Below are 23,804 nucleotides of genomic sequence, written 5' to 3' on the forward strand. Positions count from 1 at the left end.
TGATTTGTCGCTATTTCAATTATACCACATAAGGGGCTTTCCTCTTGTTTTTATCGCGTGATCCTATATGTAGTTTTCAAGGTCCAAATCTCGCTTCTCATCTATTCTTGAGGTGGGAAAGTTGAGTTAATAACCTTTATCAAAGAGCATTAACTATTTAAAATTTATTGAGTAACTCTTTGCTTCGATCCATAGAATATCATTACGAAGGAGGCATATTGCGCCAGGTAAAGATAACATATGATCAATATCTGGTAATTGGCGGCAGTCCGGCTGAGGAACGTCTCTTTTTATCCTGCATGCATCTGCAGGAGATATTTAATTGGAGGGATCAAGATGTTTTTTAAAAAAGACAGCGGGCTTAAAAGCGGCAACGAACTGACAAAAATGCGCACTCCACATACTTATGCGATCATCTTTTTTGTAGTGCTTTTCTGCTGGATGCTGACATTCATAGTTCCGGCAGGAAGGTTCACCGTCCATGACATCCAGTACAAGGGAGCCGCGGGTGAGACAAAGACACGCACGGTCCTGATGCCGGAGACTTTCAGGTACAGCTACAACCTTAACACTGAAAATCTCTCGGCAGAACTGAAAAAGCTTGCAGATAATGCAGATGCCGCAAAAGAGGCCGGCATCGATCAGGCAGCGCTTCAGGAGTTTGTCACAACCGATCCTGCAAAATGGAGCCAGTCTGACCTGAGTGATCTTGGCCTTAACGACGACGCACTCTACAAACTTTATGGAACTTCTATTTATGACACAAGCAAAAAGCTCCACAAGACTGCAAAAATTTGGGGCACGGATGATTTTTACGGATTCGGATTCCTTAACTACATATTTGAAGGACTTGTCACCGGAAGCAAGTATGGATCGGCTGTCGGGATCGTCGCGCTTATCCTTGTGGTTGGCGGTGCTTTCGGCATCATTATGAAGACCGGGGCTGTAGAGTCCGGAATTTATGCTTTCATCAGAAAGACAAAGGGCCTTGAGAGGCTGGCCCTGCCTCTTCTTTTCTTCCTTTTCTCGCTCGGCGGAGCTACATTCGGCATGTCAGAGGAAGTTATTCCATTCGCCATGATCATGGTCCCCTTTGTCATAGCACTTGGCTATGACTCCATCGTAGCTGTAACTGTGACGTTTGTGGCATCGCAGGTAGGAAATGCCGTTTCCTGGATGAGCCCCTTCAGCGTGGCGATCGCGCAGGGTATCGCTGACATACCTGTACTATCCGGAGCAAAGTTCAGGCTCATACTCTGGTGCATAGTGACGGCGCTTTCCGCAGGCTACATGATGCTATATGCGGAGAAAATAAGGAAGGACCCAAAACTCTCCGTCGTTTACAATTCTGACAGTTATTTCAGAGACAAGATAGAAAAGACGACGGAAGAGGAGATGCGCTTCACTCTGGGGCACAAGCTCATTCTCCTTGAAATGCTTGCAGTGCTGATTTGGATAATCTGGGGGGTCACTCAAAAGGAATACTACATCCCCGAGATAGCTTCTCAGTTCTTCGTGATGGGACTTGCAGCAGGCGTAACCGCAGTAATCTTCAAACTTAACAACATGGGAATAAATGAAATGGCATCAGCCTTCCAGGGCGGGGTGGCCGACCTTGCGGGAACCGCGGTGGTCGTAGGAATGGCAAAAGGCATACTCCTCGTCCTCGGTGGTGCAGATGCGACTGTGGCCTCAGCTCTGAACACCATACTCTACAGCATAGGAAATCTCCTAAAAGGAGTCCCTGCTTTCGTTACAGCCTGGTGCATGTACATCTTCCAGAGCCTTTTCAACCTCGTGGTCACATCAAACTCGGGACAGGCAGCGCTTACAATGCCGATCATGGCGCCGCTTTCGGATGTCGTGGGTGTCTCAAGACAGATAGCGGTACTTGCCTATCAGATGGGAGCAGGATTTGTCGACGCTTTTACTCCTGTATCCGCAAGCCTTATCGGTGTTCTCGGAGTCGCGCGCATAGACTGGTCGACCTGGGCAAAATTCCAGATCAAGATGCAGGGATTCTTCTTCCTTATGGGTACAGTGGCGATAATCATCGCAATTGCCATCAATTTCCAATGATCGGAATATGTAAAGGATCTCGGGGGTGAGTGTCGAAATGATCACGATAATCAGAAACGCAGAAGTTTACGCCCCGGAGTATCTGGGCAAAAAGGACGTTCTGCTGCTCGGAAGCAAGATAGCGGCAGTCGATGAACACGTCTCATTCAACATCAATGGCCCGGTGGAAGTTTCAGAGATAGATGCCGGAGGGAAAGCGCTTATCCCGGGATTCATAGATTCGCACTCCCATATTCAGGGAGGCGGCGGAGAGGGCGGTTTTTCTACCAGGACACCTGAAGCAGTCCTCACCGATTTCACAACAGCGGGCGTAACGACCGTAGTCGGCTGCCTCGGAACTGACGGAACAGCAAGGGACATGGTCTCCCTGCTTGCAAAGGCAAGAGGGCTGGAAGAGGAAGGCATCACAACATACATATACACCGGCTCATACAGGATCCCTGTAAAAACCATAACCGGAGAGATCATGAAGGACATAATGGTCATCGACAAGGTCATCGGCATCGGAGAGATAGCGATATCGGACCATCGCTCTTCTCAGCCTGCTTTTGAAGAGTTCGTCAGGGCCGTCTCGGATGCGCGTGTCGGAGGAATGCTTTCCGGCAAAGCAGGCATAATCAACGTCCATCTCGGGGACGGCAGAAGAAAGATCGACCTGATCAAGAGAGCGGTTAAAGAGACAGAGATACCGCTGGCACAGTTTTTGCCGACCCACATCAACCGGAATCAGGAGCTCTTCGAAGAATGCGTGGCCTATGCCAAAGAAGGGGGCTACATCGATTTTACCGGGAGCGATGATCCTGACTTCTGGGAAAAAACCGACGGGGAGGTCCGCTTCAGCAAAGGGTTAAAGAGATTGCTGGATGAGGGAGTCGGTCCGGATAATTTTACGATTTCGTCCGACGGTCAGGGCAGCCTTCCTATCTTCAACGAGAAAAAGGAGTACGTAGGGCTGGGAGTAGGCAAGTCGAGCTGCCTGATCAAAGCGATCAAAGAGTGCATTTTCAGAGAGAATATTCCTCTGGAGACGGCGATCAGGGCATTGACCTGCAATCCTGCCAAGATCCTGAAACTTAAGACAAAGGGAAGGATCATGGCCGGCATGGATGCCGATCTCTGTCTCCTTGACAGCAGCATCGACATCGACACTGTGATCGCCAAAGGCAAAGTTATGGTAAGCGGCAAAAAACCTCTGGTTTTCGGGACATTTGAAAAAGTAAGCAATTAGTCTCCTGACACGATCAGCTATCCAACATCATAAGGACGGCTTAGCAAGAGAGAAAGAGGCGAGGGGAGAGACAGATGCTCCTCGTCTCTTTCTACAATATCTGCACAGGCATCAAATTCATCTCCAACTAGTCTCCGAAGACATTGATAAGTCTGCCTGACCACATAAGCAATTTTTCTGACAGTTCCCTGAATGGATCTTTATCAATTGCGGGTCCATCAAAAAGGGATATAGACTCAGTAAGTTGCTTCTCTTCTTCAGGCAGCAGAGTGATCAGGTCTGATTTTTTTGGTATTAATAGACCTTACATTCCTAAGATGCGCGTATAATAGAAAAAGCTCTTTCACAGGAGGAATTTTAATGTCAAAATGCCGAAATTCAAAATTAATTACCGTGATCCTGCTAACAGCTTCCATTCTATTTACAGGTAACGCATTAGCGGCTGTTAATAAAACTTTCACCATATCAAAGAAGATCGAAATCTCTGACAAACGCATCCTTACTTTGACATTTAAAGGTTTGATTTTCGGTGAAACAGCCACGGGCGGATACAGGAATATTGAGGTGCATGAAGGAAACAAAAAGCATATCCAGACTATAAACATTGCGGAGGTAAACTCTTTCGGCGATGAGACTACGACCTCTCCCGAACCGGGGACCGGGAGCGACATAATAATTGAGGACATGGACTTTGACGGGATAAACGACTTCAGGATCATTGCGATGCTTCCTCCCGGGCCCAACATTCCCTACATCTGCTTCCTTTGGGACAAAAAATCGGGAAAGTTCGTCCACGCGGAATTCCTTGACGACATAACTTCGCCTGAGTTCGACAGCAAAACGAAGACCGTTACCTCAAGCAGCAGAGAAAGTGCAAACAAGTACAGGAAAGATGTCTACAAATATTCCGGCGGCAAGCTGGTCCTTGTGAAATCAGTCGTCAAGACGTATCAGTAAAAATATCCCGCCGTAAGACAGATGGCCTGAAAATGCTGAAGAAAATCAAAGGGAGCTGTGATCATGAGACCGGAAATCAAAAATGAACTCGATGAAAGAGCGAACGGCTGCCGTATAGGCCTTCTGGCCGTTACCAACGTTACGAATCCAAAAACAAGCGAGGCGCTGGAAAAGGCGAAATCTTTGCTTGAAGAGGAGCTAAGAGGGAAATACGCCCAAATAGAGAGGCAGGAACTCAGATCCCTCCACCCTATGTCCGTTTACGTCTCATATTATAAAAAATTCGGATATACATACCACGTTCTCCAGCAGGTCGAGTCCGTCGCAAAAGGGAAGAAGTCCATGAGCGTCTCAGGGCTCGTAAATTCAATGTTTATGGCTGAAATGAAAAACATGATCCTGACAGCGGGGCACGACCTCGCAAAGATCAGCGGAGCTGTTTCACTCAAAGTTGCAACAGGTCAAGAGTCTTACGTCTGCATGAACGGAAGGGAGACAAAGACGATCCAGGGCGATATCATGATCACTGACGATGAGTCCGTTCTCTCGAGCATTTTGCGGGGACCTGACGGCAGGACCTCGATAGACGAGGAAACGGAGCAGGTTTTGTACACGATATACGCCCCGACAGGGATAGATGAGAAAGAAATCATTTCTCATATGGATGATATCGAGTCTTACGTGCGCCTCTTCTCTCCCGGATCAAATCTTGAGCTTAAAACTGTGATATGATCCATTTTTAATTATCGGATGACCGGTCTTTCCACTGCTCAAACATTACAGTTTCACTTATGCCCTTTCTTTCTCTGCTGTGCCGGTCAGGACTGAGGAATCCGTCTGAGGGATACCCAAGCAGCAAAAGAGCGGTAGGCTCAATGTATTCGGGTATCCCGAATTCTTTTCTTATTATGACCGGATCAAAGAGTCCCACCATGACGCTTCCGATGTTGAGCTCCCTTGCTGCCAGCATCATATGATCACATATGATCCCGATATCAAGATCCCCCGAACATTTTCCGTCAAAGGGACGGATCAGCTGATCGCTTTTATCCTGACAGACTATCAGGACACAGGGAGAGCCGAAGGCCTTGTATGCCTTCTCTACCTTCCTGATATTTTCAGGCTTTTCGACAACTATGATCCGCTGCGGCTGCCTGTTGCATGCGCTTGGGGCGACACGTCCCGCCTCCAATATCTTATTGAGCGCATCTTTTTCTATCTTTTTGTCTCTAAATCCGCGAGTAGTGCATCTGTTTTTTGCAAGCGTCAAAAAATCCATTCTATTCTCACCTTATCCTTTTATCCTTTATCCGAGACCTTTATTCAGACTGTTATTTATACATTTTACACCCGTGAAGATAGCCGGAAGCATGGGGGTTGACTGCTCCGGATCAGTTTCTGTGAAAAGCTTGTAAGGGCAGAGCAATAAACTAAAATAAGAGACGGCAATATCGTACAAGAAGATCGTTCCGATTTCATATAAAGTGACCTCAGTCTTTTTTGAAGAGAGGAAAATGAAATGCAACAGGAAACAAGAACAGTAAAGTATGACCCTGAACTGAAGGTAGAAGCTTATTCTTTCATGGGCATAATGCAAAAATTTCCCAACCACTTTCATGACTATTACGTTATCGGCTTCATTGAAAGCGGAGAACGCTCCCTGTCGTGCAAAAACAGGGAATACATAGTGGAACCGGGAGATCTTCTGCTTTTTAATCCCCGGGACAATCACACCTGTGAGCAGACAGACGGGAAGACCCTCGACTACCGCTGCATCAATGTCCCTCCTGAGACAATGTGCAAGGCGGCTTTCGAAATCACGGGGAAAGAATATCTCCCATCCTTTTCGCCCACTGTAGTCTTCCGCAGTGATCAAGTTCCTTTGCTTCGTGAACTTCACAAGATAATAATGGAAGAAGAAAGGGATTTCAGAAAGGAAGAGATTTTTTTCTTTCTTCTCGAGCAGCTGATCGAGGAGCACAGTGAGAAAGAAACGGAAAGACCGTGCCCTGAAGAGAGCAGGGAAATAGGCATCATTTGCAGCCATCTTGAAAGAAATTACATGAAAAATATCACACTGGACGAGCTGAGCGAACTGACAGGCTTGAGCAAGTATTACCTTCTGCGGTCGTTCACAAAACAAAGAGGTATTTCTCCATACCGTTATCTCGAGACCATTCGCATCGACAGGGCGAAAAAGCTGCTCGAAAATGGAGTTTTGCCCATAGAAGCGGCTTTGCAGACCGGATTTACCGACCAGAGCCACTTTACAAACTTTTTCAAGAAATTCATCGGACTGACACCAAGGCAATATATGAATATTTTCAAGGACCTGTAACGTTAAGATCCTGGCATTCAAAGAGTTTTTTAAGAAAAGGGAGAATTAAAGAATGAACGGCAATGTTGAAAAATGTGTAATGATAATAGATCCTGAGCTGCCGACAGGTGTAATTGCAAACACTACCGCTATCCTGGGCATGACACTTGGAAAACGCTTCCCTGAACAGGTCGGGAATGATGTCACAGACGCTTCTGAGAAAACTCATCTTGGAATAATCACTGTACCTGTCCCCATACTGAAGGGCAGCAGGGAAATGCTGAAAGAATTAAGAGAAAACCTATACAAGACTGAATTCAACGATCTGACAGTGGTCGATTTTTCTGATGTCGCACAAGGCTGCATCACGTACGACGAATATATTTCCAAGGCGGCAGAGATACCGGAAAAGGATCACGTCTACCTTGGATTAGCAATATGCGGAGACAGGAAAAAAGTCAACAAGCTCACAGGTTCCATGCCCCTTTTAAGATGAGCTTTTAAATAGAACCCGTGCTTAAAACGAAGAGGACTCAAATCGATGGATCGGACTTTTTTCATCTCCCGCAGCATTTCTTATACTTTTTGCCGCTTCCACACGGACAGGGGTCATTTCTGCCTACCTTATGGTTTTTATTGCGTACAAAAACCTTCCCCGAAAAGGGAATAAGGTTTGTCCTTTCGGATCGCTTGAATAACTCCTCGGGTGTGAAACCGTTGTTTTCATATATTCTGGTGTTGTTAAATACCTCTAATAAGACTTGAACAAAACTATTCAAATCATCAATTCCATCAAACACATAGTCTGATTCCGTGAAATACTTTAAACACTCCACAGTATTGAAACCTTCATGTATCATTTCTTTGAGGTCGATCAGATCTCCATCAACACCCTCTAAGCCCTCTCCCCTTTCCATCAGGCGATTTTTTAGGATATACGCTTTCAGGTCAGCATAAGGTTTTAAAGGTTCGGTATAGTCGCCCGTTTCATATCGCAGAAACTCTTCTTTTTCGGGCAAATAACGCGGTTTCCCATTTTGCCTTTGCCGAATCGAAGACACATTTTCTTCATAGTCCATAAAACGCGGCTGAAAGGCAGGTCCGGAAATTATGTCTTTAAAGACAGAATATTCTACGTCGTTTGTTTTTTCTAATCTCCGGAGTGCCAATACAGCTTCTTCGGGATCTGTCTTAACATCTTCATAATGATTGAAAACCTCGACAAATTCGTCAACGCTTATCACACCGTAAAGAAATACCGAAGCCGTAGCGTACCTGGACAGCAGCTCCTTGCGATCTCTTTTGATCCTCCTGGTCGTCCCTCCTGCGCTTGCCTGTTGTCTTTCCATCATGAGCCCCCCTAAAGACCTTTCTTTCCTCTCTGGTATTATTTAAAGTTATCCTGATTGCAAATTTATTGTTGATTTCGGCAACATTTAAGGTTTGAGTGAAACTGTCTTCCTTGTGCTCACAAAAGTTCTTTTGCAATTCCAATAAGACGATCTGCATGATCAGCCATAAAGAGAGGAATGTTTAGCAGGTCGCCGTCAAATTTCAGGTTCTTTAGTGAGAGACGTACCCGTATGGATACTTTGTCTCCGTATTTTTCTTTGTATTGTTTCAGACTCCTGCTTTCCACATTATTCTCGGATTTTACTTCCACCGGAATGATCTCGTTATCTCTTTGTATGATGAAATCGACCTCATTGCGAGGATGGTCTGTTGCCCAATAACGGGGTACTGCCTCAAATTGATCCACAAATGACTGGAGGACATAGTTCTCACTGAGTGCTCCCTTGAACTCTGAGAAGAGCCTGCTGCCTTCGGCAAATGCTTTGGGCGACAAGAGAGAGAGTCGGCGGAGCAATCCGACATCCCCCATATAGATTTTAAAAGCTGAAAGATCGTCATATGCCATTATCGGAAGCCCGGGTGCAGTGTTTCTGTAAACTTTGTAAATCAAGGCCGCATCGGAGAGCCATTGGATCGCATCTTCGTATTCCCTTGCCCTTGCACCTTCTTTGACAGCTTTATATATGAACTTTTTGTTTTCTCTGGAAAGTTGTGAAGGGATCGACTTCCATATCATTGATATTTTGGGGAAATCCTTAGGATCGGGATGCTTTGCAAAATCACGTTCATATGACCCAAGTATGTTCGACAGAACAGATTCTATCAGATCCGTTTCACGTTCTTTGATCCATGAATAGACTGACTCAGGCATTCCTCCGGTAACAAAATACATTTTAAGCTTTTCGTAGAGCGGATTGAAAAAGGCATCCGGCAGCGGCTCTAAATTATCGAGCGATCCTAAATACTCAACGAGATTATTATCTCCGTCAGCCATAAGAAATTCAGTGAATGTCATTGGTCCGAGCTCCATGAATTCAACTTTGCCGACCGGAAATGAAACCGGCTTGGAAAGGGCTATTCCAAGCAGAGAACCCGCACAGGCAACATGGTACTCCGGCGCGTTTTCGCAAAAATATTTAAGTGCGGTCAGTGCATCCGGACATTCCTGGATCTCATCAAATATTACAAGCGTCGATCCTGGGTTGATCTTATACCCGCCGGCCATCATAAGGTTTTGCAGGATCCGGTCAACATCTTTGGTTTTTTCAAAGAACTGTTTATATTCACTGTGCTCTTCAAAATTAAAATAGGCGACATTTTCATAACTGCGCCTGCCCAATTCCTTCAAAGCCCACGTCTTACCTACCTGTCTGGCACCTTTTAGTATCAATGGTTTTCTGTGGCTGCTCACTTTCCAAAGGTTGAGTCGACTCAAAATTTGACGTTCCATTGGCATCACACCTTATCACATAATTTCATGCAAAAGTGTGATATAAATCACACTTTTGCATGGATTATATGTCTGATCCAGAGTCAGGTCAAATTTTATCACACAATTTCATATAAAAGCGTGATAAAAATCACACTTTTGCATGAAATTGTGTGATGGACTAGGCAGTTCACTTATACGAAAAAGCAAAAAACGGGGAGCATATCCCCGTTTTTACAATAGCATGCAGGTCTGTTAGAACCAAATGCCTCTGTTGGTCATTCCGCACAGGAGCATTTGATGTTTCCTGCGAGTATCTCCTTCCAGTCTCCTATGACATCATGGGTCCAGCAGTCGTCAGCTCCTGCGGATTCTCTCATGGTGAGCGCAAAGATATAGCTCAGTTCCTCGACCGTCGCCCCGGCTTCAAGGGCGCCTTTGAAGTGCTTCAGCACACAGGGTTTGCTGCGGCCCTTTATTGAGAGGGCGAAGCACAAAAACTGGTATGTTTTTTCATCGATCGGCATCTTCTCTTTATAGATAGCATCTATCTCGTCAAGTTTTTGGGTAAATTCAGGGAAAAACTGTTCAAGCATCCTCATTTTTCATCCCAACCTTCATTGTTTATTTGTGTTTTCTCTTAATTTGGAAATATACTATATTACATAGATGTATGTCAATATATAGTTTATTTTTGTTCTCCCGTGATGTATAGTAACGACTAGAGAAGGGTATTTCAAGGCCTGATCCGAGGTTTAGATTTTAACGGTCCGGGAGGTCAGAGTATCTAAAAATGTGGAACTACTATATACCGGTCATAATCGTGATCTTCTCCAACACCCTTTACCACATTTGCTCAAAATCCACTCCGCGCGACGCAAATATGTTCATGTCGTTAATTGTCACATATCTTGTTGCAACTGCCTCAAGCATTTTTTTTATCTTTTTTCCGTTCAGGACAAGGGGATCATGTTGGACATGAAATCCCTTAACTGGACAAGCATACTGCTTGGTGTAGGTGTTTTTGGCATTGAGCTCGGTTTCATCAAAATGTACCGCGCCGGCTGGAACATAAGTGCAGCATCTCTTCTTACCAACGCAGCCATTTCGATCCTTCTTATATTTATAGGCCTGATCTTCTATAAAGAGCACCTTTCGAGCAACCAAATAATAGGGATCGCACTTTGCCTGGCCGGGTTATTTTTTTTTAATAGATAAGACCGAATAAGAAAGAAATTTGAACACTATTCCTTATTGACATCTTAGCCTTCTGACCACTATACTTTTGTGAAAGTGAATTCACTTTCATTAAGAGGTGTTGTTTATGCCAAGAAAACGGTTGACTTCAACAATGAGACAGGAACAGATACTCGATACAACGTTAGAAATAATCGCCGAAAAGGGGCTTGCCGGAGTCAATACATCGGAGATAGCACAGCGCATAGGCATAGTCCCTTCCGCACTATATCGCCATTTCGAAAATAAGGACGCCCTTATCGACGCTCTGCTTGACCGCACACATAGTATTCTTTTTGAAAATGTCAGGAAAATATCCATGGAATCGTCCGGGGCAAGCAAGAATTTGAGGAGTCTTTTTCTCCTGCACATCGAATTTATAAGAAAAAATCCGGGTATACCCAAACTTGTCTTTTCTGACGCGGCCGTCTTTGGGTCTCCTGAACGGAAGAAAAAAGTCATTTTTATAGTTAGAAATTACATGAACAAGCTTAAAGAAATTGCTGAAAAAGGCATAAGAGAAGGAGATCTGATGAACGACATTTCGTCTGAAGCTGTAGCATTTTCTATGGTCAGCTTCGCCCAGCATGTCGGACTTATTTCCAACCTCAGCGACGGCAAAATCGACATGAGCAATTTGGCGGAGTTGGCCTGGAGTTACATAGAAAGAGCGATCCGAAAAGATAATGAAAAGGACGGACGATAAGTCTTTGCACTATGCCAAGGAAGGAAGAAGATCTATGGGACTAAAGATAACGATCATCAAGATCCTGCTGCTCTCACTCCTGCTGATTTCAGGGAACGCGTGCGCCAGTGTTCCGGAAGGTACAGATACGAAACCTGTCGAACTGTGGGAAGCCATGCTAATGGCCGAAAAAAATAACCCCGCCCTTAAAGGCAGCAATATTGAAAGAGAAAAGAGCGGCATAGACGTAAAGATCGCAGAGGGGATGAAGTTGCCAAAGATCGACCTGTGGGCCAATACCACCCTTTCAGAGTACCCTTCTACCGTGGTGCCCATAAGGGAAGCGGGAGTTTTTCCACCCCTCGACACGCACATCACTCGTTTTGGGATCGAGCTGAACATCCCTATCTACACGGGAGGAAAGCTGGAGGCTGAAAAAGTGTCGGCGCAAAAAACATCTGAAGCAGTTTCCGAAGATCACAAGCAGCAAAGACAAGATCTGCTCTACAGCGTGGTATCCGTCTTCTCTCGGTCACTCTATTTTCGGGATATGAAAGATGCATCCGAAAAGAGGATCGGTGCACTTGAAGACAGGGAACGATCCCTGACGCTTCTGCTCAGCGAAGGACGTATACCCAAACTTGACCTGCTCCGGCTGCAAACTCAGCTTTCCCAGGCCAGGCATGACCACATTGTCCTTGACCAGGCTGAAAAAGACGCGCTCTCTCTGTTGGGCACACTTACCGGAAACGAATTTCCCATTGGATCCGTTGCGGCCATACCTTTCGATGCTCGACCGGATGAATTGGATAAAATTGAAAAAAGCGACGTCCTTGAGAGCAGCCATGCTGTCAAAAAATCCTCTCTTCTCACGGAAGCCTACTATGCCAGATCAGAAGCTATCAAGGGAGAGACCATGCCTCAGATATCTTTCTTCGGCAGAGGTACAGGCAGTATTGGAGGAGGTTCGGAAGTATATGACGACTGGCAGGCCGGACTTCAGGTAACTATAAAAATGTGGGACGGGTATGTCAGTAAAAACAGGTTAAAAAAATCTTTGCTAGATATTGAAAAAGCAAGGTTTGATTTGGAACAGACGCGAAACCAGACTCTCAACGATGCAAGAGAGGCCTCCGGATCCCTGAAGGAAGCGGTATCGAAGATCGAAACGGCTTCCATACAGCTCAAAGAGGCAAGAGAGGCATTTAGGATAGAACAGCTCAGATATGAAACAGGGGAAAGCACGATCACCGATCTGCTGAGTGCCGAATCGGGACTATGGTCAGCGGATGCCAGCCTCAGCAAAGCTTACTATGAGAAGATCGCTTCCGAAGCTAATGTTTTGAGACTGCTTGGGAGACTTTCCCCTGAAATGATGCGATTTTCCCCTGATAAGACCAACAATGAAAAAAAGTCAGAGAAAGATGAGGTCGTGAGGTAATGGAAAAGAAAATTGATAAAAAAATAATACCTTTGATCATAATCGCCGCTGCAGCTCTTCTTGCGGCATACACTCTCTTTTTAAAAGAGAAAGGGGAAGATCCTGATAAAATATTCGCCTCAGGAACGATAGAAACAACGGAGGCAGACATGTCATTTTTGGCGAACGGCATCTTGAAGGATCGGAAGGTCAATGAGGGCGACACTGTACACCGTGGCGAACTTATCGCGGAACTGGACAAGAGAGAGGCCGAGGCAAGGCTTCGTCAGAACGCCGCCGCAGTCGAAACCGCACGTTCGAGGTTAAAAGATCTCAGCAGCGGCTACAGAAGCCAGGAGATAGCAGAGGCCGAAGCTCAGGCAGCTCAGTTCAGGTCGAACTGGAATAACCTGAAAAATGAAGCAGAAAGATCTGAAAAGCTTTTCAGCGGCGGGGCGATAAGCAGACAGAGGCTGGACCGGGACATTACAGCAGCCGAAGTCGCCGCTTCTCAGCTTAACGCAGCTCAGAAAAAGCTTGAGCTTCTCCGTTCGGGATTCAGAGAGAAAAGCATAGATACCGCCGCGAATCAGCTTAAAGAGTCTGAAGCCGCAATGCAGGCAGCAGAGGTAATAGTATCCAACCACATACTGAAAAGTCCTATGGACGGAGTAGTCTCAAAAGTTTATGCAGAACCCGGAGAGATGATATCTATGGGAAAACCGGTGCTTACACTGACAAGCCTTGAAAGACCCCGAGTCAAGGTATACATTCCCGAATACAGGATAGGAAGGGTCATGCTGGGTCAGAAAGCTGACATTACAGTTGATTCCTTTCCGGATAAAAAATTTGCTGCTTCTGTGACTTTCATTTCACCTGAAGCTGAATTTACCCCCAAGACTGTTCAGACGGCGGAAGAGAGGGTGAAGCTTGTCTTTGCCGTGGAAGTTACAGCTGAAACGTCAGAAGGACTGCTCAAGCCGGGAATGCCCGCTGACGTAAACATAGACCTTAAACATGAATGACAACAAAACCAAGGGAAGGTCCATCGAAATAACAGGTCTCGGCAGAGCTTTCGGCAGCTTCTGGGCCGTCCGGCAGGTCGATCTTTCTGTCGGCAGAGGTGAGATCTTCGGACTGGTGGGACCCGACGGTGCTGGAAAGACGACTGTAATGCGGATGGCGGCCGGAGTCCTGATCCCTTCCGAGGGAGACATAGTAATAGACGGACACTCCGTCGTATCAGACCCCGAAAAGGTGAAGATAAGGATCGGGTATATGTCGCAGAGGTTCGGACTTTACGGAGACCTTACCGTACTGGAAAACCTGAGATTCTACGGAGATCTTTATGAAATATCGGAAAAGGAAAGGACGGCAGAGGAAGAGAGGCTTCTCGGCTTCAGTAACCTTACGCCATTCAAAAACAGGAAAGCCAGGGACCTGTCAGGCGGGATGAAACAAAAACTGGGGCTGGCCTGTTCACTGGTGCACAGGCCCAGTGTGCTTCTGCTGGATGAACCGACAAATGGAGTCGATCCGGTCTCCAGAAGGGATTTCTGGAAGATTCTACACGAGATGGTCAAAGAGGGAGTGACCGTTTTCGTTTCGACATCATATCTGGATGAAGCGGAAAGATGCGGGCGCGTAGGAATGATTCAGGAGGGGCGGCTGACAATGTGTGACAACCCCCGGGCGCTTAAAAAAACTATATCAGGAACTATTTTGGAGATCCTCTCCGCAGATTCTGTGAAAACACTTCGTGAATTGAGGGAGAGATACGGAAAATTAAGTTCTGATCTGGTTTCCGGCGTAATAAGATTCAGGCTTCCTGAGAACTCTTCTGTAGAAAAGATCAAAGACGAAATAAAAATAATGGGTCTTGATGATCTCACGATAAAAGAGGCCCAGCCGACTCTCGAAGATGTCTTCGTTAGCCGGGCGATGAGGGTTGATGTGCAATGAGTGAAATTTTCGCAGTTAACGTAAAGGGACTGACAAGAGTCTTTGGAAACTTCACTGCAGTTGACCATATTGAACTGAAAGTCCTTAAAGGCAGGATCTTCGGTTTTCTCGGACCAAACGGTGCCGGGAAATCGACAACGATAAAAATGCTGTGCGGCCTTCTGCTCCCAACCTCGGGAGAGGGAACGGTCGCGGGATCCGATATCCTGAAAGGCACGGAGGAAATCAAAGAAAAGATAGGCTACATGTCTCAAAAATTCTCTCTTTATGACGACCTGACCGTTGAAGAAAACATAGATTTCTATGCTGGGATTTATAGGGTACCCAAATCCATCAGATCCGAAAGAAAGTCCTGGATACTTGAGATGTCAGATCTTACTGAACACATTTCCCGCATGACCCGCTCTCTTGCCGGAGGATGGAAGCAGCGGCTGGCGCTCGGATGTGCACTTATACATCAGCCTCCCATAGTATTTCTGGATGAACCAACTTCAGGAGTTGACCCTATATCGAGAAGGCGTTTCTGGAATCTTATTTCAGATATAGCAAGCGGAGGGACTACTGTATTTGTTACCACACACTACATGGAAGAGGCGGAATACTGTGACGAGCTTGCCCTCATATACAAAGGGAAGATAATTGCTAAGGGTACCCCGTCTTCGATCAGGGAAGAGTCTATCCCTTCGGGGCTGATCGAGCTTTCTCTGAATGACCCGTTCGAAGCACTGGAAATACTTGAAAATTCCGGACTGGTCAAGGCTGCCGCTATTTTCGGCGACGGGCTTCATTTAACTGTTGAAAAGGGGACTTCTGATGATGAAAAGATCAAAAAATACCTCACTGAAAAAGGTTTTGGGATCTATTCGATGGACCGGGCCAGACCCTCACTCGAAGATGTATTCGTACACCTGATAGAAAAAGAGGACATATCGTCAGGGGGAACAATTAGATGAAGTATGGGAGAAAGGGAAGGGTATCTCCGCGCAGGCTGACGGCGGTCATTAAAAAAGAGTTCATACACATATTCAGGGATACCAGAAGCCTGGCAATGGCGTTCCTAATGCCTGTGATCCTTCTTTTTATTTTCGGTTACGGTATAACCCTGGATATCAAGAGTATCAACATGGGCGTTTATGACCTGGATAAGACAGCCGAAAGCAGGGGACTTGTAGAAAGATTCCGGGCTTCAGGCTATTTTGACATCGTCGGTACAGTTGAAAGCACGAAAGAAACAGACCGCCTTATAGACAGAAATATCGCCCATATGGTACTCGTTGTTCCCGAAGGGTTCGGAGGATCAGTTAAGAGAGGAGAACCTGTTGACATACAGGCCGTTTACGATGGCAGCGATGCCAACACTACCTCAATAGCGATGGGTTATACTGAGGCCATTACTTCCAGATATTCTCAGTCGAAAGGTGCAAAGGATCCCTCGGGGCAGATCGACCTCAGGCTTCGCGTCTGGTACAATCCGGAACTCAAAAGCCGCTGGTTCATCATTCCCGGCCTGATAGCGATCATAATGGGTGTGATAAGCGCGCTTCTGACATCGCTGACTGTTTCCAGAGAATGGGAACAGGGCACTATGGAACAGCTTCTATCCACTCCTATACATCCGGTGGAGCTTTTTCTGGGAAAGATTACGCCATATTTCCTTATCGGAATGATCGATGTTTTGATCTCAGTAGCTGTGGGTGTCTGGATCTTCGGAGTACCGCTCAGGGGCAGCTTCATTTTCCTGCTTGTTGTATCGTCGCTGTTTCTGGTCGGTGGGCTCAGTCTCGGGATCCTCATTTCAACGGCCGCCAAATCACAGCTTGTAGCAAGCCAGGCGGCATTCGTACTCACCCTTCTGCCGGCATTTATGCTGTCGGGATTCCTCTATTCCATTGAAAACATGCCGGTATTCATACAGAAAATTACATATGCAGTTCAGTCCCGTTATTTTGTCACCATTCTGAAAGATATTTTTCTCAAAGGGAACCATCCTTTGGTTTTGATAAAAGAAATACTTTTTCTCTGTGCATTTGCAGCGATCGTACTTACTGCAGCAATAAAAAAATTCAAAAAGAACATGGGGTAGGCCGGTCATGGGAGAAAGGATTTTACGCCTTATGATAAAAGAATTTATACAGGTCCTGAGGGATCCGCGCATGAAGGCGATGATCTTTGTGCTTCCCGTGATCCAGCTTCTGATATTCGGATACGCTGTTACGACAGATGTCAACCTTATCAAGACGGCCGTAACAGACAGCGACAGAAGCGTGCAAAGCCGGCAGCTTATCGAGAGCTTTACCTCGTCAGGAATATTCAGGGTAATTTCATACCCTGACAATGACGGAACTATGACGGAATATCTTGATCAAGGAAAAGCTGTCGTCGGAATCAACATAAAAGAGGGTTTTGCCAAGGATCTGCTCAATGGGAAAAAACCCGTTGTTCAGATACTCGTTGACGGAACAAATTCCAATGACGGAACACTTGCCATGAACTATGCGCAACGCATAATATCCGACTTCGGAATAGGAAAAAAGAGCCGGGATCTCGTTAATGTTCAGGGCAGAGCATGGTACAACCCGGACCTGAAAAGCAGAAACTACAATGTTCCGGGGGTCATAGCGATCATACTCCTGATGACATCGCTGCTTTTGACATCAATGGCAATAGTGAGGGAAAAGGAAATCGGAACGATGGAACAGCTCATGGTTACCCCAATGCGGTCAATTGAGTTTATACTGGGCAAATCCCTCCCCTTCGCTGCCATCTGCTTTATTGATGTCATCGTCGTAAGCTTTGTCGGCATGAAGTGGTTCGATATCCCCATCAGGGGAAGCATGCCGCTGCTGCTCATTTCTGCAGCTCTCTTCCTGATGTCCTGCATAGGCATAGGCCTTTTGATCTCCACGATATCGAAAACCCAACAGGAAGCCCTGATGTCATCCTTCTTTTTCTACTTCCCGGCTGTCCTCCTCTCAGGGTTTATGTTTCCGATTTCCAATATGCCCGAACCGGTCCAGTGGATCACTACAATTAATCCGCTAAGGTACTTTCTCGTGATAATAAGGGGAATATTCCTTAAGGGAACAGGATTGGCTGAACTTTGGCAGCAAATGGCCGCCCTTGCAGCACTGGGGATACTCTTTCTGACCTTCAGCGTATCAAGGTTCAAGAAAACGATAGACTGAAACATTTAGGTTAATTATTGGTCAGTAAAAAACAATCTCGCCGAACACAATTTATCGCTTAAAAGATCGGTTCTTCAGAAGCTTTGAATTAAATACGGGGCCTCGAAACAAAAGACAGTATTTCCCACATGACACTTAAGTGGAATTTAAGTGAAAATATGGGCACAACCTTGCCCAAATATGGATTAGGGTGTAGTTTATGGATCGAAAGCGGCCTGATCGTCTCTTATATGCTAAAAAGACGATTTGATTCAAGTATTTATAGAAAGACGAGGATAAAACAAATGAAAAACGTTGGAATTTATTTGTTTAACAAAGTCGAGCTTCTGGACTTCGCCGGCCCCTACGAGGTCTTTTCAACCACGGCGGAACTTAACGACCACAAGCCCTTCAAGGTATTCACCATTTCCGAGGATGGAGGCGCGATCAAATCCGTCAACGGGCTTATCGTCATCCCCGATTACAGCTTCAGCAACCATCCTAAGATAGACATTCTGATCATCCCGGGCGGAGAGGGTACAAAGGCTGAGATAAAGAAGAAAAAGGTCATGGAATGGATAGAAAGGACACAGGCATCGGCAGATGTAATGGCCACAGTCTGTTCGGGGGCGAGGATCCCGGCTGTACTTGGGCTCCTTGACGGACTTGAGGCCACGACTCACCACTCGGTCATAGACGACGTTAAGAAGCTGGCTACGGGGGTCACCATCGACCACACGAAACGTTTCGTCGACAACGGAAAGATAATGACCTCGGGCGGGATCTCCGCGGGGATCGATCTCTCGCTCCACATAGTGAAAAAACTCTACGGAGAAAAGGTCGCCGAAAAGACGATGGAATATATGGAGTACGGAAAGGCAGCGCCTAAAAACCATTAGCTTAGCGATTGCTGAGCAGTAGCTGAGCGATCGTAAGATATATTGCGAAAACCAACTGCTTAAAACGAGGGTGAAACAGTTATGAAAACCGGCGGTGTTAACTCCCGCCGGTCACCTTTTCTTATTTTCTTTTACCTCCCGCATCAGCCTTTTCATCTCTCCCTTGCTGCCAAACATCCTGTTGATCTTTTCCTTTTCAAGTTGGCGTGAATTGAGACCTTCATAAGCTACTTCCCTCTGAAGCTTGAGGTAATTTTGGAAGCGTTCCTCAGAAAGCTCGTTTTCCTCTATCGCTTTTCTTACAGCGCAGGCCGGTTCCGTAGTGTGGGTACAGTCCTTGTATCTGCATTTTTGAGCCAGTTCAATGATATCTTCAAAAGACTTTTCAAGGTTCCCACCGTAGAGGTGCAGCTCCCTCATCCCTGGCGTATCGATAACTATCCCGCCCCCAGGCAGCAAAAGCAGCTGGCGGTGTGTCGTAGTATGCCTTCCCCTGTCATCGGACTCCCGGATCTCTTTTGTGGCAAGGACATCCCTTCCCATCAAGCGGTTGATGAGCGTCGATTTTCCTACCCCCGAAGAGCCTATGAAGGCAATTGTCTTTCCCTCTTCAATGTAAGGATATACCGCATCGATCCCTCTTTCTTCAGCACAAGAGCATATTATGATGTCAGCACCGGTACTTACTGAGGAGACCTCCCGTATCTTATCTTCAAGGTCATCGCAGAGGTCAGATTTAGTGAGGACTATAACAGGAGTGGCCATGCTGTCCCAAGCGATGGACATGTACCTCTCAAGGCGCCGCAGGTTAAAGTCTGTATTGAGCGACATACAGATAAATATCGTGTCTACGTTTGCCGCAACGATCTGTACATCCTCTTTGGTCCCTGCCGCCCTGCGGGCAAAATAACTCCTGCGCTTGAGAATATTTCTGATCACTGCGTTCCCCGAACATTTTTCAGTCCTGTCTATCATTACCCAGTCGCCCACGGCAGGGAAATCCATCGTACCTTCAGCAGCATAGTGGAGTTTTCCCGATACTTCCGCCTGAAGTTCCCCATCTTCGCTTATGACTTTATAGATGTAGCGGTGCTGTTCGGAGATCCGGGAAGGATAAAGCCCCTCATAAAACGAGGCCTCCTGTTGAAAACGCTCACTAAATCCATACTTTTTCAAATTTGGGTAATGCATCTCATTCTCACTGGCTTTCCTCAAGTCTATGTGACATGTGCAATTATATAACTTATTGAAAATCATGAATCGGGGATCAATGGGTGATCGATTGGGAATCGATAGCAAATCCGTTGGAAATAATAGGATCCGCCTGTCCCGTCATCCCGGTATGGGCCTTGATCGGGAGAGCACCGTTTTCCGTGAGGAAAACCTTTTAAATTGACCTTAGTGTTCGAACCATTTCGAGTGCGTTCCGAGATCGGGAGAGCACCGTTTTCCGTGAGGGAAACCCTTTAAATTGACCTTAGTGCTCGAACCATTTCGAGTGCATTCCGAGATCGGGGATCCATGGTCTGGGTTAGTTTTTCGTCATTTTTCTTGTAAATCCAAATGCTAAAAGTCGGTTTATGAAAAATTTAACTGATCTTTAGTGATAATAATGTGTTAAATGCGGCCTAATTTATATTGATTTTCGAATAAATCCTGTATAATGTTCGTGATATAATTCACAGTCTATAGTCTGCTGCTTCGGAACCATCCGGCGCAGGGGAAAGGGACAGTGATGGAAACCATCTGTCTCCCTGATGATTCGGGGAGGAGGAGAGGGCCGCTTTGGGTTTTCGGTATTTTCCTGACGGGCCTTTCGTGATTTTCGCGAAGGCTTTTTTATTGTCAGCCTCTTTTCCTGCACCCTCCCGCATATAGGCTGTGACAAAAAAGGAGGAAATCGAAATGTACGACCCAAAGGAGTTCCACGACGCATCATTTATCGATGATGCGGAAATACTTGCAACACTTGAAGAGGCAAAAGAACTTGTGAAGGACAAGAACTATGTCCGCTCTATCCTCGAAAAGGCGGGGACATGCAAAGGCCTTACCCACAGGGAAGCAGCGGTGCTTCTTGAGATAACAGACCCCGAACTTGAAGCGGAGCTCTATTCTCTGGCAAAAGAGATCAAGGAAAAGATATACGGCAGGCGCATAGTTCTCTTTGCCCCCCTCTATGTTTCAAACTTCTGTATCAACGGATGCGAATACTGCGGCTTCCACAAGGACAACCCCTTCATGCACAGGAAAAAACTGACAATGGAGGAGATCGATCAGGAGGCCGATGCCATCCTCGCCCTCGGTCACAAGAGAATAGCCATGGAATCCGGAGAGGATCCGGTCAACTCGCCCCTTGACTATATAATCGAATGCATGAAGCGCGTCTATGCATACAAGAACAGCAGGGGCGAGTCCATCCGCAGGATAAACGTAAATATTGCAGCAACAACTGTTGAGGAATACCGGAAACTCAAGGCTGCAGACATAGGCACCTTCATCCTCTTCCAGGAGACTTTCCACAGACCGACCTATGCTAAAATGCATCCCGTAGGCCCAAAAAGCAATTATGACTGGCACACTACAGCACTGCACAGAGCTCAGCAGGGCGGTATCGACGATGTCGGCACCGGAGTACTTTACGGACTGTATGACTATAAGTATGAAGTAACAGCACAGCTCATGATGGCCGAACATATGGAAAAGATGTTCGGTGTCGGTCCTCACACTATCTCAGTCCCCAGGATGAGAGAGGCTGAGGGCGTTGATCTTGAGAAATTCCCCTATCTCCCCACCGATGAACAATTCCTCAGGATAATTGCCGTCATCAGGGTCTCGACCCCATATACGGGAATGATCCTCTCAACCAGAGAAACAGCTGAAACCCGCAGAAGGGCCCTTGAACTGGGAATATCGCAGGTCAGCGCCGGTTCATGCACAGGCATAGGCGGATACCACAAGGACATCGCCCACCCCAAATGTGAAAATACGGCGCAGTTCAAAGTTTCAGACGAAAGGACCCCTGACGAGGTGCTTACCTGGCTCTGCGAGGACGGATACATCCCGAGCTACTGCACCGCATGCTACAGACAGGGCCGCACCGGAGACCGATTCATGTCCCTTGCAAAATCGGGACAGATAAAAAACATATGCCAGCCCAACGCCCTCCTTACTTTCAAGGAGTACCTCATCGGTTACGGTTCGGATAAGCTGAAAGAGGTCGGGGAAGCCGTAATAGAAAAAGAGATAGAGGAGATCCCAAGCGACAAGGTAAAAGAGCTGACAAAGGAGCGCCTTAAGAAACTGGAACAGGGCGAGCAGGACCTCTTCTTCTAGCCTTTCCCGACTCCCCGTTTTCAGCCGCAGTGGGAAAGGGTGCCCGCGACAACGTATTGGAAATATGTTGAAGCGCGGGTCCGCAAGCCTTGCTAAGTCAAGTCTGTTTTAATGTTTTAACATTAATTCTCGTAATTGGGGCAGATCGTGGATGATGACGACGCAACATGCAGCGGACCCTCGCGAAGGCGTATATCAATACGTCGAAGCGAGGGTCCGCAAATGTTGCTAAGTCAGCGCCGCGAGATGCCCCAATTACACCAGCTTAGCGGGGGGCTTGAGTATACCCAGAATAACCACTGATATTGCCAGGACCGCTGCAGAGACGATGAATGGTACAAAGAATGAACCGGTCATGGCCTGGAGTTTGCCGCCGAAGTAGGGACCACAGAAGCCGGCGATGCCCCATGCGGTAAAGAGCAGTCCGTAATTGGAGCCCTGGTTAGTCGGACCGTAGTACTGGAGCAAAGTCGCCGGGAAGAGCGTGAACATCGCGCCGTAGTTCCAGCCGATCAGGCCTGCACATGCGGCAAGTAGAGCCGCTGTTTTGCCCGCCGGGAAAAGCATAAGCATCGCAACTGTCTGGAGCGCAAAGAGAACGGTGAATATCTTCTTGGTCCCCATCCTGTCGGCGAGCGGGCCTACCATAATACGGACTGCAGCGTTGAAAACAGCAAGAGTACTGGGAGCCAGCGAGGCAGACATCGCTATGCCTTTTGCGATATCTTCGGGTATGACGGTTGCCGCGTCAAGGCCCTCTTTTGCCTTGTAAACAAGGGTCATGGCATCTATGCCGTGCTTGGCGATCAGGCCGATGACCATGAGGCCGGCAAATGATCCGCAGAAGTAAGCTACCCAGAGAAGCCAGAACTGCGGTGTCTTTTTTGTCTCTTCATAGGTGTAGTCCCTGCAGCACTGGATCGTTCCTCCGGAAGAAGAGGGCATGGGAGGAGTCCAGCCCGCCGGCCTGTAGCCTTTCGGGGGTTCTTTGAGACATAGGGCTGCCATCACTACCATTATTCCCATCGCTATTCCAACATATTTGAATACGGGCAGCGCGCTTCCAAAATGGTTTATCATACCCGTAGCCATCGGAGCCATTATAAAAGAACCCAGGCCCAGTCCCACGACAGTGAAACCTGTTGCAAGCGCCCTCCTGTCAGGCCACCACTTTGGAGCCGTGGCAATGGGAGGAAGGTAGACGCATCCGCCTCCGAAGCCCGCGATGACCCCGTAGTAAAGGTAGAGGAGGTAGAGCGGCTTCTTGCCTGCAGCTTTTGCCGCCTCACCGCCTGCGGCTATCAGAGCAGGATCCGGAGGAGTTATCGTAGAGACCATGAAAAAGCCGAAAGCCATAATAACTCCCCCCACAAGGACGACGTTCCTCGATCCGTATTTGTCGCTGAGGCGTCCGGCAGGAAAGGTCATCAGGCCAAATATCAGGCATATAAGAGCGTAGGCCATCGCAACGTCGGGTACGCTCCATCCGAATTGTGCCTGGAGGGGACGGATGAATACGCTGAAGGCATAAAGAAGCAATCCGCAGGTGGTACTGCCGAGAAGTCCTCCCAGCAGCGGGATCCATCGTGGAAATGTTTTTTCTGTCTGAGGCATCAAGTTCTCTCCCTTTATCTCTTTTTAAGAGTAATGAGAGATATTGTACAGAAATTTTGGAATTACACAATAAAAATATTCAAATCATCGATTTGATCTGCCGCACGAAATACAGAAAAATGCGCGAA

At 46.9% G+C, this 23,804-nt stretch carries 22 protein-coding genes; 16 read left to right on the forward strand and 6 right to left on the reverse strand.

The window, feature by feature from the left end; genetic code table 11:
* Positions 1-336: 336 nt before the first annotated feature.
* From yfcC to OLM33_00020, 4 genes are all read left to right on the forward strand, one after another.
* Positions 337-2,079 (forward strand): putative basic amino acid antiporter YfcC, encoded by a 1,743-nt coding sequence (yfcC, locus tag OLM33_00005; protein MCW1712054.1) that lies wholly within the window; start codon positions 337-339, stop codon positions 2,077-2,079.
* A 37-nt stretch (positions 2,080-2,116) separates the two neighbouring features.
* Entirely contained in the window at positions 2,117-3,307 is a 1,191-nt protein-coding gene (gene iadA / locus OLM33_00010; GenBank protein MCW1712055.1) for a beta-aspartyl-peptidase, read from the forward strand.
* 360 nt (positions 3,308-3,667) lie between these two features.
* Positions 3,668-4,264: a hypothetical protein gene (locus OLM33_00015; GenBank protein ID MCW1712056.1), complete on the forward strand. Its 597-nt coding sequence runs from the start codon at positions 3,668-3,670 to the stop codon at positions 4,262-4,264.
* Positions 4,265-4,327: 63 nt separating this feature from the next.
* Positions 4,328-4,996, forward strand: coding sequence for a hypothetical protein (locus OLM33_00020; GenBank protein MCW1712057.1), 669 nt, complete (start codon positions 4,328-4,330; stop codon positions 4,994-4,996).
* 7 nt (positions 4,997-5,003) lie between these two features.
* Here the strand turns inward: OLM33_00020 and OLM33_00025 are convergent, their stop codons facing one another.
* A complete protein-coding gene (locus OLM33_00025; GenBank protein ID MCW1712058.1) occupies positions 5,004-5,543 on the reverse strand; it encodes a nitroreductase family protein in 540 nt (179 codons plus the stop codon).
* Positions 5,544-5,783: 240 nt separating this feature from the next.
* Between OLM33_00025 and OLM33_00030 the strand changes: the two genes are divergently transcribed.
* Together OLM33_00030 and OLM33_00035 are read left to right on the forward strand one after the other, a co-directional pair.
* Positions 5,784-6,602 (forward strand): AraC family transcriptional regulator, encoded by an 819-nt coding sequence (locus OLM33_00030; GenBank protein ID MCW1712059.1) that lies wholly within the window; start codon positions 5,784-5,786, stop codon positions 6,600-6,602.
* A gap of 52 nt (positions 6,603-6,654) precedes the next feature.
* Positions 6,655-7,077: a DUF2000 domain-containing protein gene (locus tag OLM33_00035; protein ID MCW1712060.1), complete on the forward strand. Its 423-nt coding sequence runs from the start codon at positions 6,655-6,657 to the stop codon at positions 7,075-7,077.
* 61 nt (positions 7,078-7,138) lie between these two features.
* On the opposite strand, the gene OLM33_00040 is transcribed toward OLM33_00035, so the two are convergent.
* The 3 genes from OLM33_00040 to OLM33_00050 all read right to left on the reverse strand — a co-directional run bounded on the left by OLM33_00040 (position 7,139) and on the right by OLM33_00050 (position 9,959).
* Entirely contained in the window at positions 7,139-7,930 is a 792-nt protein-coding gene (locus OLM33_00040) for an SEC-C metal-binding domain-containing protein (GenBank protein MCW1712061.1), read from the reverse strand.
* A gap of 119 nt (positions 7,931-8,049) precedes the next feature.
* The gene (locus OLM33_00045) at positions 8,050-9,384 is read right to left on the reverse strand and encodes an ATP-binding protein (protein ID MCW1712062.1); all 1,335 of its coding nucleotides are present in this window, start codon (positions 9,382-9,384) and stop codon (positions 8,050-8,052) included.
* A 257-nt stretch (positions 9,385-9,641) separates the two neighbouring features.
* Positions 9,642-9,959, reverse strand: a complete 318-nt coding sequence (locus OLM33_00050) for a carboxymuconolactone decarboxylase family protein (GenBank protein ID MCW1712063.1) — start codon at positions 9,957-9,959, stop codon at positions 9,642-9,644.
* A gap of 373 nt (positions 9,960-10,332) precedes the next feature.
* Between OLM33_00050 and OLM33_00055 the strand changes: the two genes are divergently transcribed.
* From OLM33_00055 to OLM33_00095, 9 genes are all read left to right on the forward strand, one after another.
* Positions 10,333-10,581: an EamA family transporter gene (locus OLM33_00055; GenBank protein ID MCW1712064.1), complete on the forward strand. Its 249-nt coding sequence runs from the start codon at positions 10,333-10,335 to the stop codon at positions 10,579-10,581.
* A 106-nt stretch (positions 10,582-10,687) separates the two neighbouring features.
* The gene (locus tag OLM33_00060; protein MCW1712065.1) at positions 10,688-11,305 is read left to right on the forward strand and encodes a TetR/AcrR family transcriptional regulator; all 618 of its coding nucleotides are present in this window, start codon (positions 10,688-10,690) and stop codon (positions 11,303-11,305) included.
* A complete protein-coding gene (locus tag OLM33_00065; GenBank protein ID MCW1712066.1) occupies positions 11,286-12,725 on the forward strand; it encodes a TolC family protein in 1,440 nt (479 codons plus the stop codon). The genes OLM33_00060 and OLM33_00065 overlap by 20 nt, the downstream gene beginning before the upstream one ends.
* Positions 12,725-13,729 (forward strand): efflux RND transporter periplasmic adaptor subunit, encoded by a 1,005-nt coding sequence (locus tag OLM33_00070; GenBank protein MCW1712067.1) that lies wholly within the window; start codon positions 12,725-12,727, stop codon positions 13,727-13,729. Before OLM33_00065 ends, OLM33_00070 begins: the two co-directional genes overlap by 1 nt.
* Positions 13,722-14,666 (forward strand): ABC transporter ATP-binding protein, encoded by a 945-nt coding sequence (locus tag OLM33_00075; GenBank protein ID MCW1712068.1) that lies wholly within the window; start codon positions 13,722-13,724, stop codon positions 14,664-14,666. Before OLM33_00070 ends, OLM33_00075 begins: the two co-directional genes overlap by 8 nt.
* Entirely contained in the window at positions 14,663-15,619 is a 957-nt protein-coding gene (locus tag OLM33_00080; GenBank protein ID MCW1712069.1) for an ABC transporter ATP-binding protein, read from the forward strand. Before OLM33_00075 ends, OLM33_00080 begins: the two co-directional genes overlap by 4 nt.
* Positions 15,616-16,749: an ABC transporter permease gene (locus OLM33_00085; GenBank protein MCW1712070.1), complete on the forward strand. Its 1,134-nt coding sequence runs from the start codon at positions 15,616-15,618 to the stop codon at positions 16,747-16,749. Before OLM33_00080 ends, OLM33_00085 begins: the two co-directional genes overlap by 4 nt.
* A 31-nt stretch (positions 16,750-16,780) precedes the next feature.
* Positions 16,781-17,851, forward strand: coding sequence for an ABC transporter permease (locus OLM33_00090; protein ID MCW1712071.1), 1,071 nt, complete (start codon positions 16,781-16,783; stop codon positions 17,849-17,851).
* A 284-nt stretch (positions 17,852-18,135) separates the two neighbouring features.
* Positions 18,136-18,729 (forward strand): DJ-1/PfpI family protein, encoded by a 594-nt coding sequence (locus tag OLM33_00095; GenBank protein ID MCW1712072.1) that lies wholly within the window; start codon positions 18,136-18,138, stop codon positions 18,727-18,729.
* A gap of 111 nt (positions 18,730-18,840) precedes the next feature.
* Here the strand turns inward: OLM33_00095 and rsgA are convergent, their stop codons facing one another.
* Positions 18,841-19,905: a ribosome small subunit-dependent GTPase A gene (rsgA, locus tag OLM33_00100; protein MCW1712073.1), complete on the reverse strand. Its 1,065-nt coding sequence runs from the start codon at positions 19,903-19,905 to the stop codon at positions 18,841-18,843.
* A 729-nt stretch (positions 19,906-20,634) separates the two neighbouring features.
* On the opposite strand from rsgA, the gene hydG reads away from it, so the two are divergent.
* Entirely contained in the window at positions 20,635-22,062 is a 1,428-nt protein-coding gene (gene hydG / locus OLM33_00105) for a [FeFe] hydrogenase H-cluster radical SAM maturase HydG (GenBank protein ID MCW1712074.1), read from the forward strand.
* A gap of 255 nt (positions 22,063-22,317) precedes the next feature.
* Here hydG and OLM33_00110 read toward each other — a convergent pair whose 3' ends face one another.
* Positions 22,318-23,676: an OFA family MFS transporter gene (locus OLM33_00110; GenBank protein MCW1712075.1), complete on the reverse strand. Its 1,359-nt coding sequence runs from the start codon at positions 23,674-23,676 to the stop codon at positions 22,318-22,320.
* Between the last annotated feature and the right edge of the window lie 128 nt (positions 23,677-23,804).

The organism is Synergistaceae bacterium DZ-S4, from assembly GCA_025943965.1.
Taxonomy (GTDB): Bacteria; Synergistota; Synergistia; order Synergistales; family Synergistaceae; genus Caenicola; species Caenicola nitritireducens.

Coding starts and splice junctions, on each gene's coding strand:
- yfcC (MCW1712054.1), top strand. CDS start 337: ATGTTTTTTAAAAAAGACAGCGGGCTTAAAAGCGGCAACGAACTGACA.
- iadA (MCW1712055.1), top strand. CDS start 2,117: ATGATCACGATAATCAGAAACGCAGAAGTTTACGCCCCGGAGTATCTG.
- OLM33_00015 (MCW1712056.1), top strand. CDS start 3,668: ATGTCAAAATGCCGAAATTCAAAATTAATTACCGTGATCCTGCTAACA.
- OLM33_00020 (MCW1712057.1), top strand. CDS start 4,328: ATGAGACCGGAAATCAAAAATGAACTCGATGAAAGAGCGAACGGCTGC.
- OLM33_00025 (MCW1712058.1), bottom strand. CDS start 5,543: ATGGATTTTTTGACGCTTGCAAAAAACAGATGCACTACTCGCGGATTT.
- OLM33_00030 (MCW1712059.1), top strand. CDS start 5,784: ATGCAACAGGAAACAAGAACAGTAAAGTATGACCCTGAACTGAAGGTA.
- OLM33_00035 (MCW1712060.1), top strand. CDS start 6,655: ATGAACGGCAATGTTGAAAAATGTGTAATGATAATAGATCCTGAGCTG.
- OLM33_00040 (MCW1712061.1), bottom strand. CDS start 7,930: ATGGAAAGACAACAGGCAAGCGCAGGAGGGACGACCAGGAGGATCAAA.
- OLM33_00045 (MCW1712062.1), bottom strand. CDS start 9,384: ATGGAACGTCAAATTTTGAGTCGACTCAACCTTTGGAAAGTGAGCAGC.
- OLM33_00050 (MCW1712063.1), bottom strand. CDS start 9,959: ATGCTTGAACAGTTTTTCCCTGAATTTACCCAAAAACTTGACGAGATA.
- OLM33_00055 (MCW1712064.1), top strand. CDS start 10,333: ATGTTGGACATGAAATCCCTTAACTGGACAAGCATACTGCTTGGTGTA.
- OLM33_00060 (MCW1712065.1), top strand. CDS start 10,688: ATGCCAAGAAAACGGTTGACTTCAACAATGAGACAGGAACAGATACTC.
- OLM33_00065 (MCW1712066.1), top strand. CDS start 11,286: ATGAAAAGGACGGACGATAAGTCTTTGCACTATGCCAAGGAAGGAAGA.
- OLM33_00070 (MCW1712067.1), top strand. CDS start 12,725: ATGGAAAAGAAAATTGATAAAAAAATAATACCTTTGATCATAATCGCC.
- OLM33_00075 (MCW1712068.1), top strand. CDS start 13,722: ATGAATGACAACAAAACCAAGGGAAGGTCCATCGAAATAACAGGTCTC.
- OLM33_00080 (MCW1712069.1), top strand. CDS start 14,663: ATGAGTGAAATTTTCGCAGTTAACGTAAAGGGACTGACAAGAGTCTTT.
- OLM33_00085 (MCW1712070.1), top strand. CDS start 15,616: ATGAAGTATGGGAGAAAGGGAAGGGTATCTCCGCGCAGGCTGACGGCG.
- OLM33_00090 (MCW1712071.1), top strand. CDS start 16,781: ATGATAAAAGAATTTATACAGGTCCTGAGGGATCCGCGCATGAAGGCG.
- OLM33_00095 (MCW1712072.1), top strand. CDS start 18,136: ATGAAAAACGTTGGAATTTATTTGTTTAACAAAGTCGAGCTTCTGGAC.
- hydG (MCW1712074.1), top strand. CDS start 20,635: ATGTACGACCCAAAGGAGTTCCACGACGCATCATTTATCGATGATGCG.
- OLM33_00110 (MCW1712075.1), bottom strand. CDS start 23,676: ATGCCTCAGACAGAAAAAACATTTCCACGATGGATCCCGCTGCTGGGA.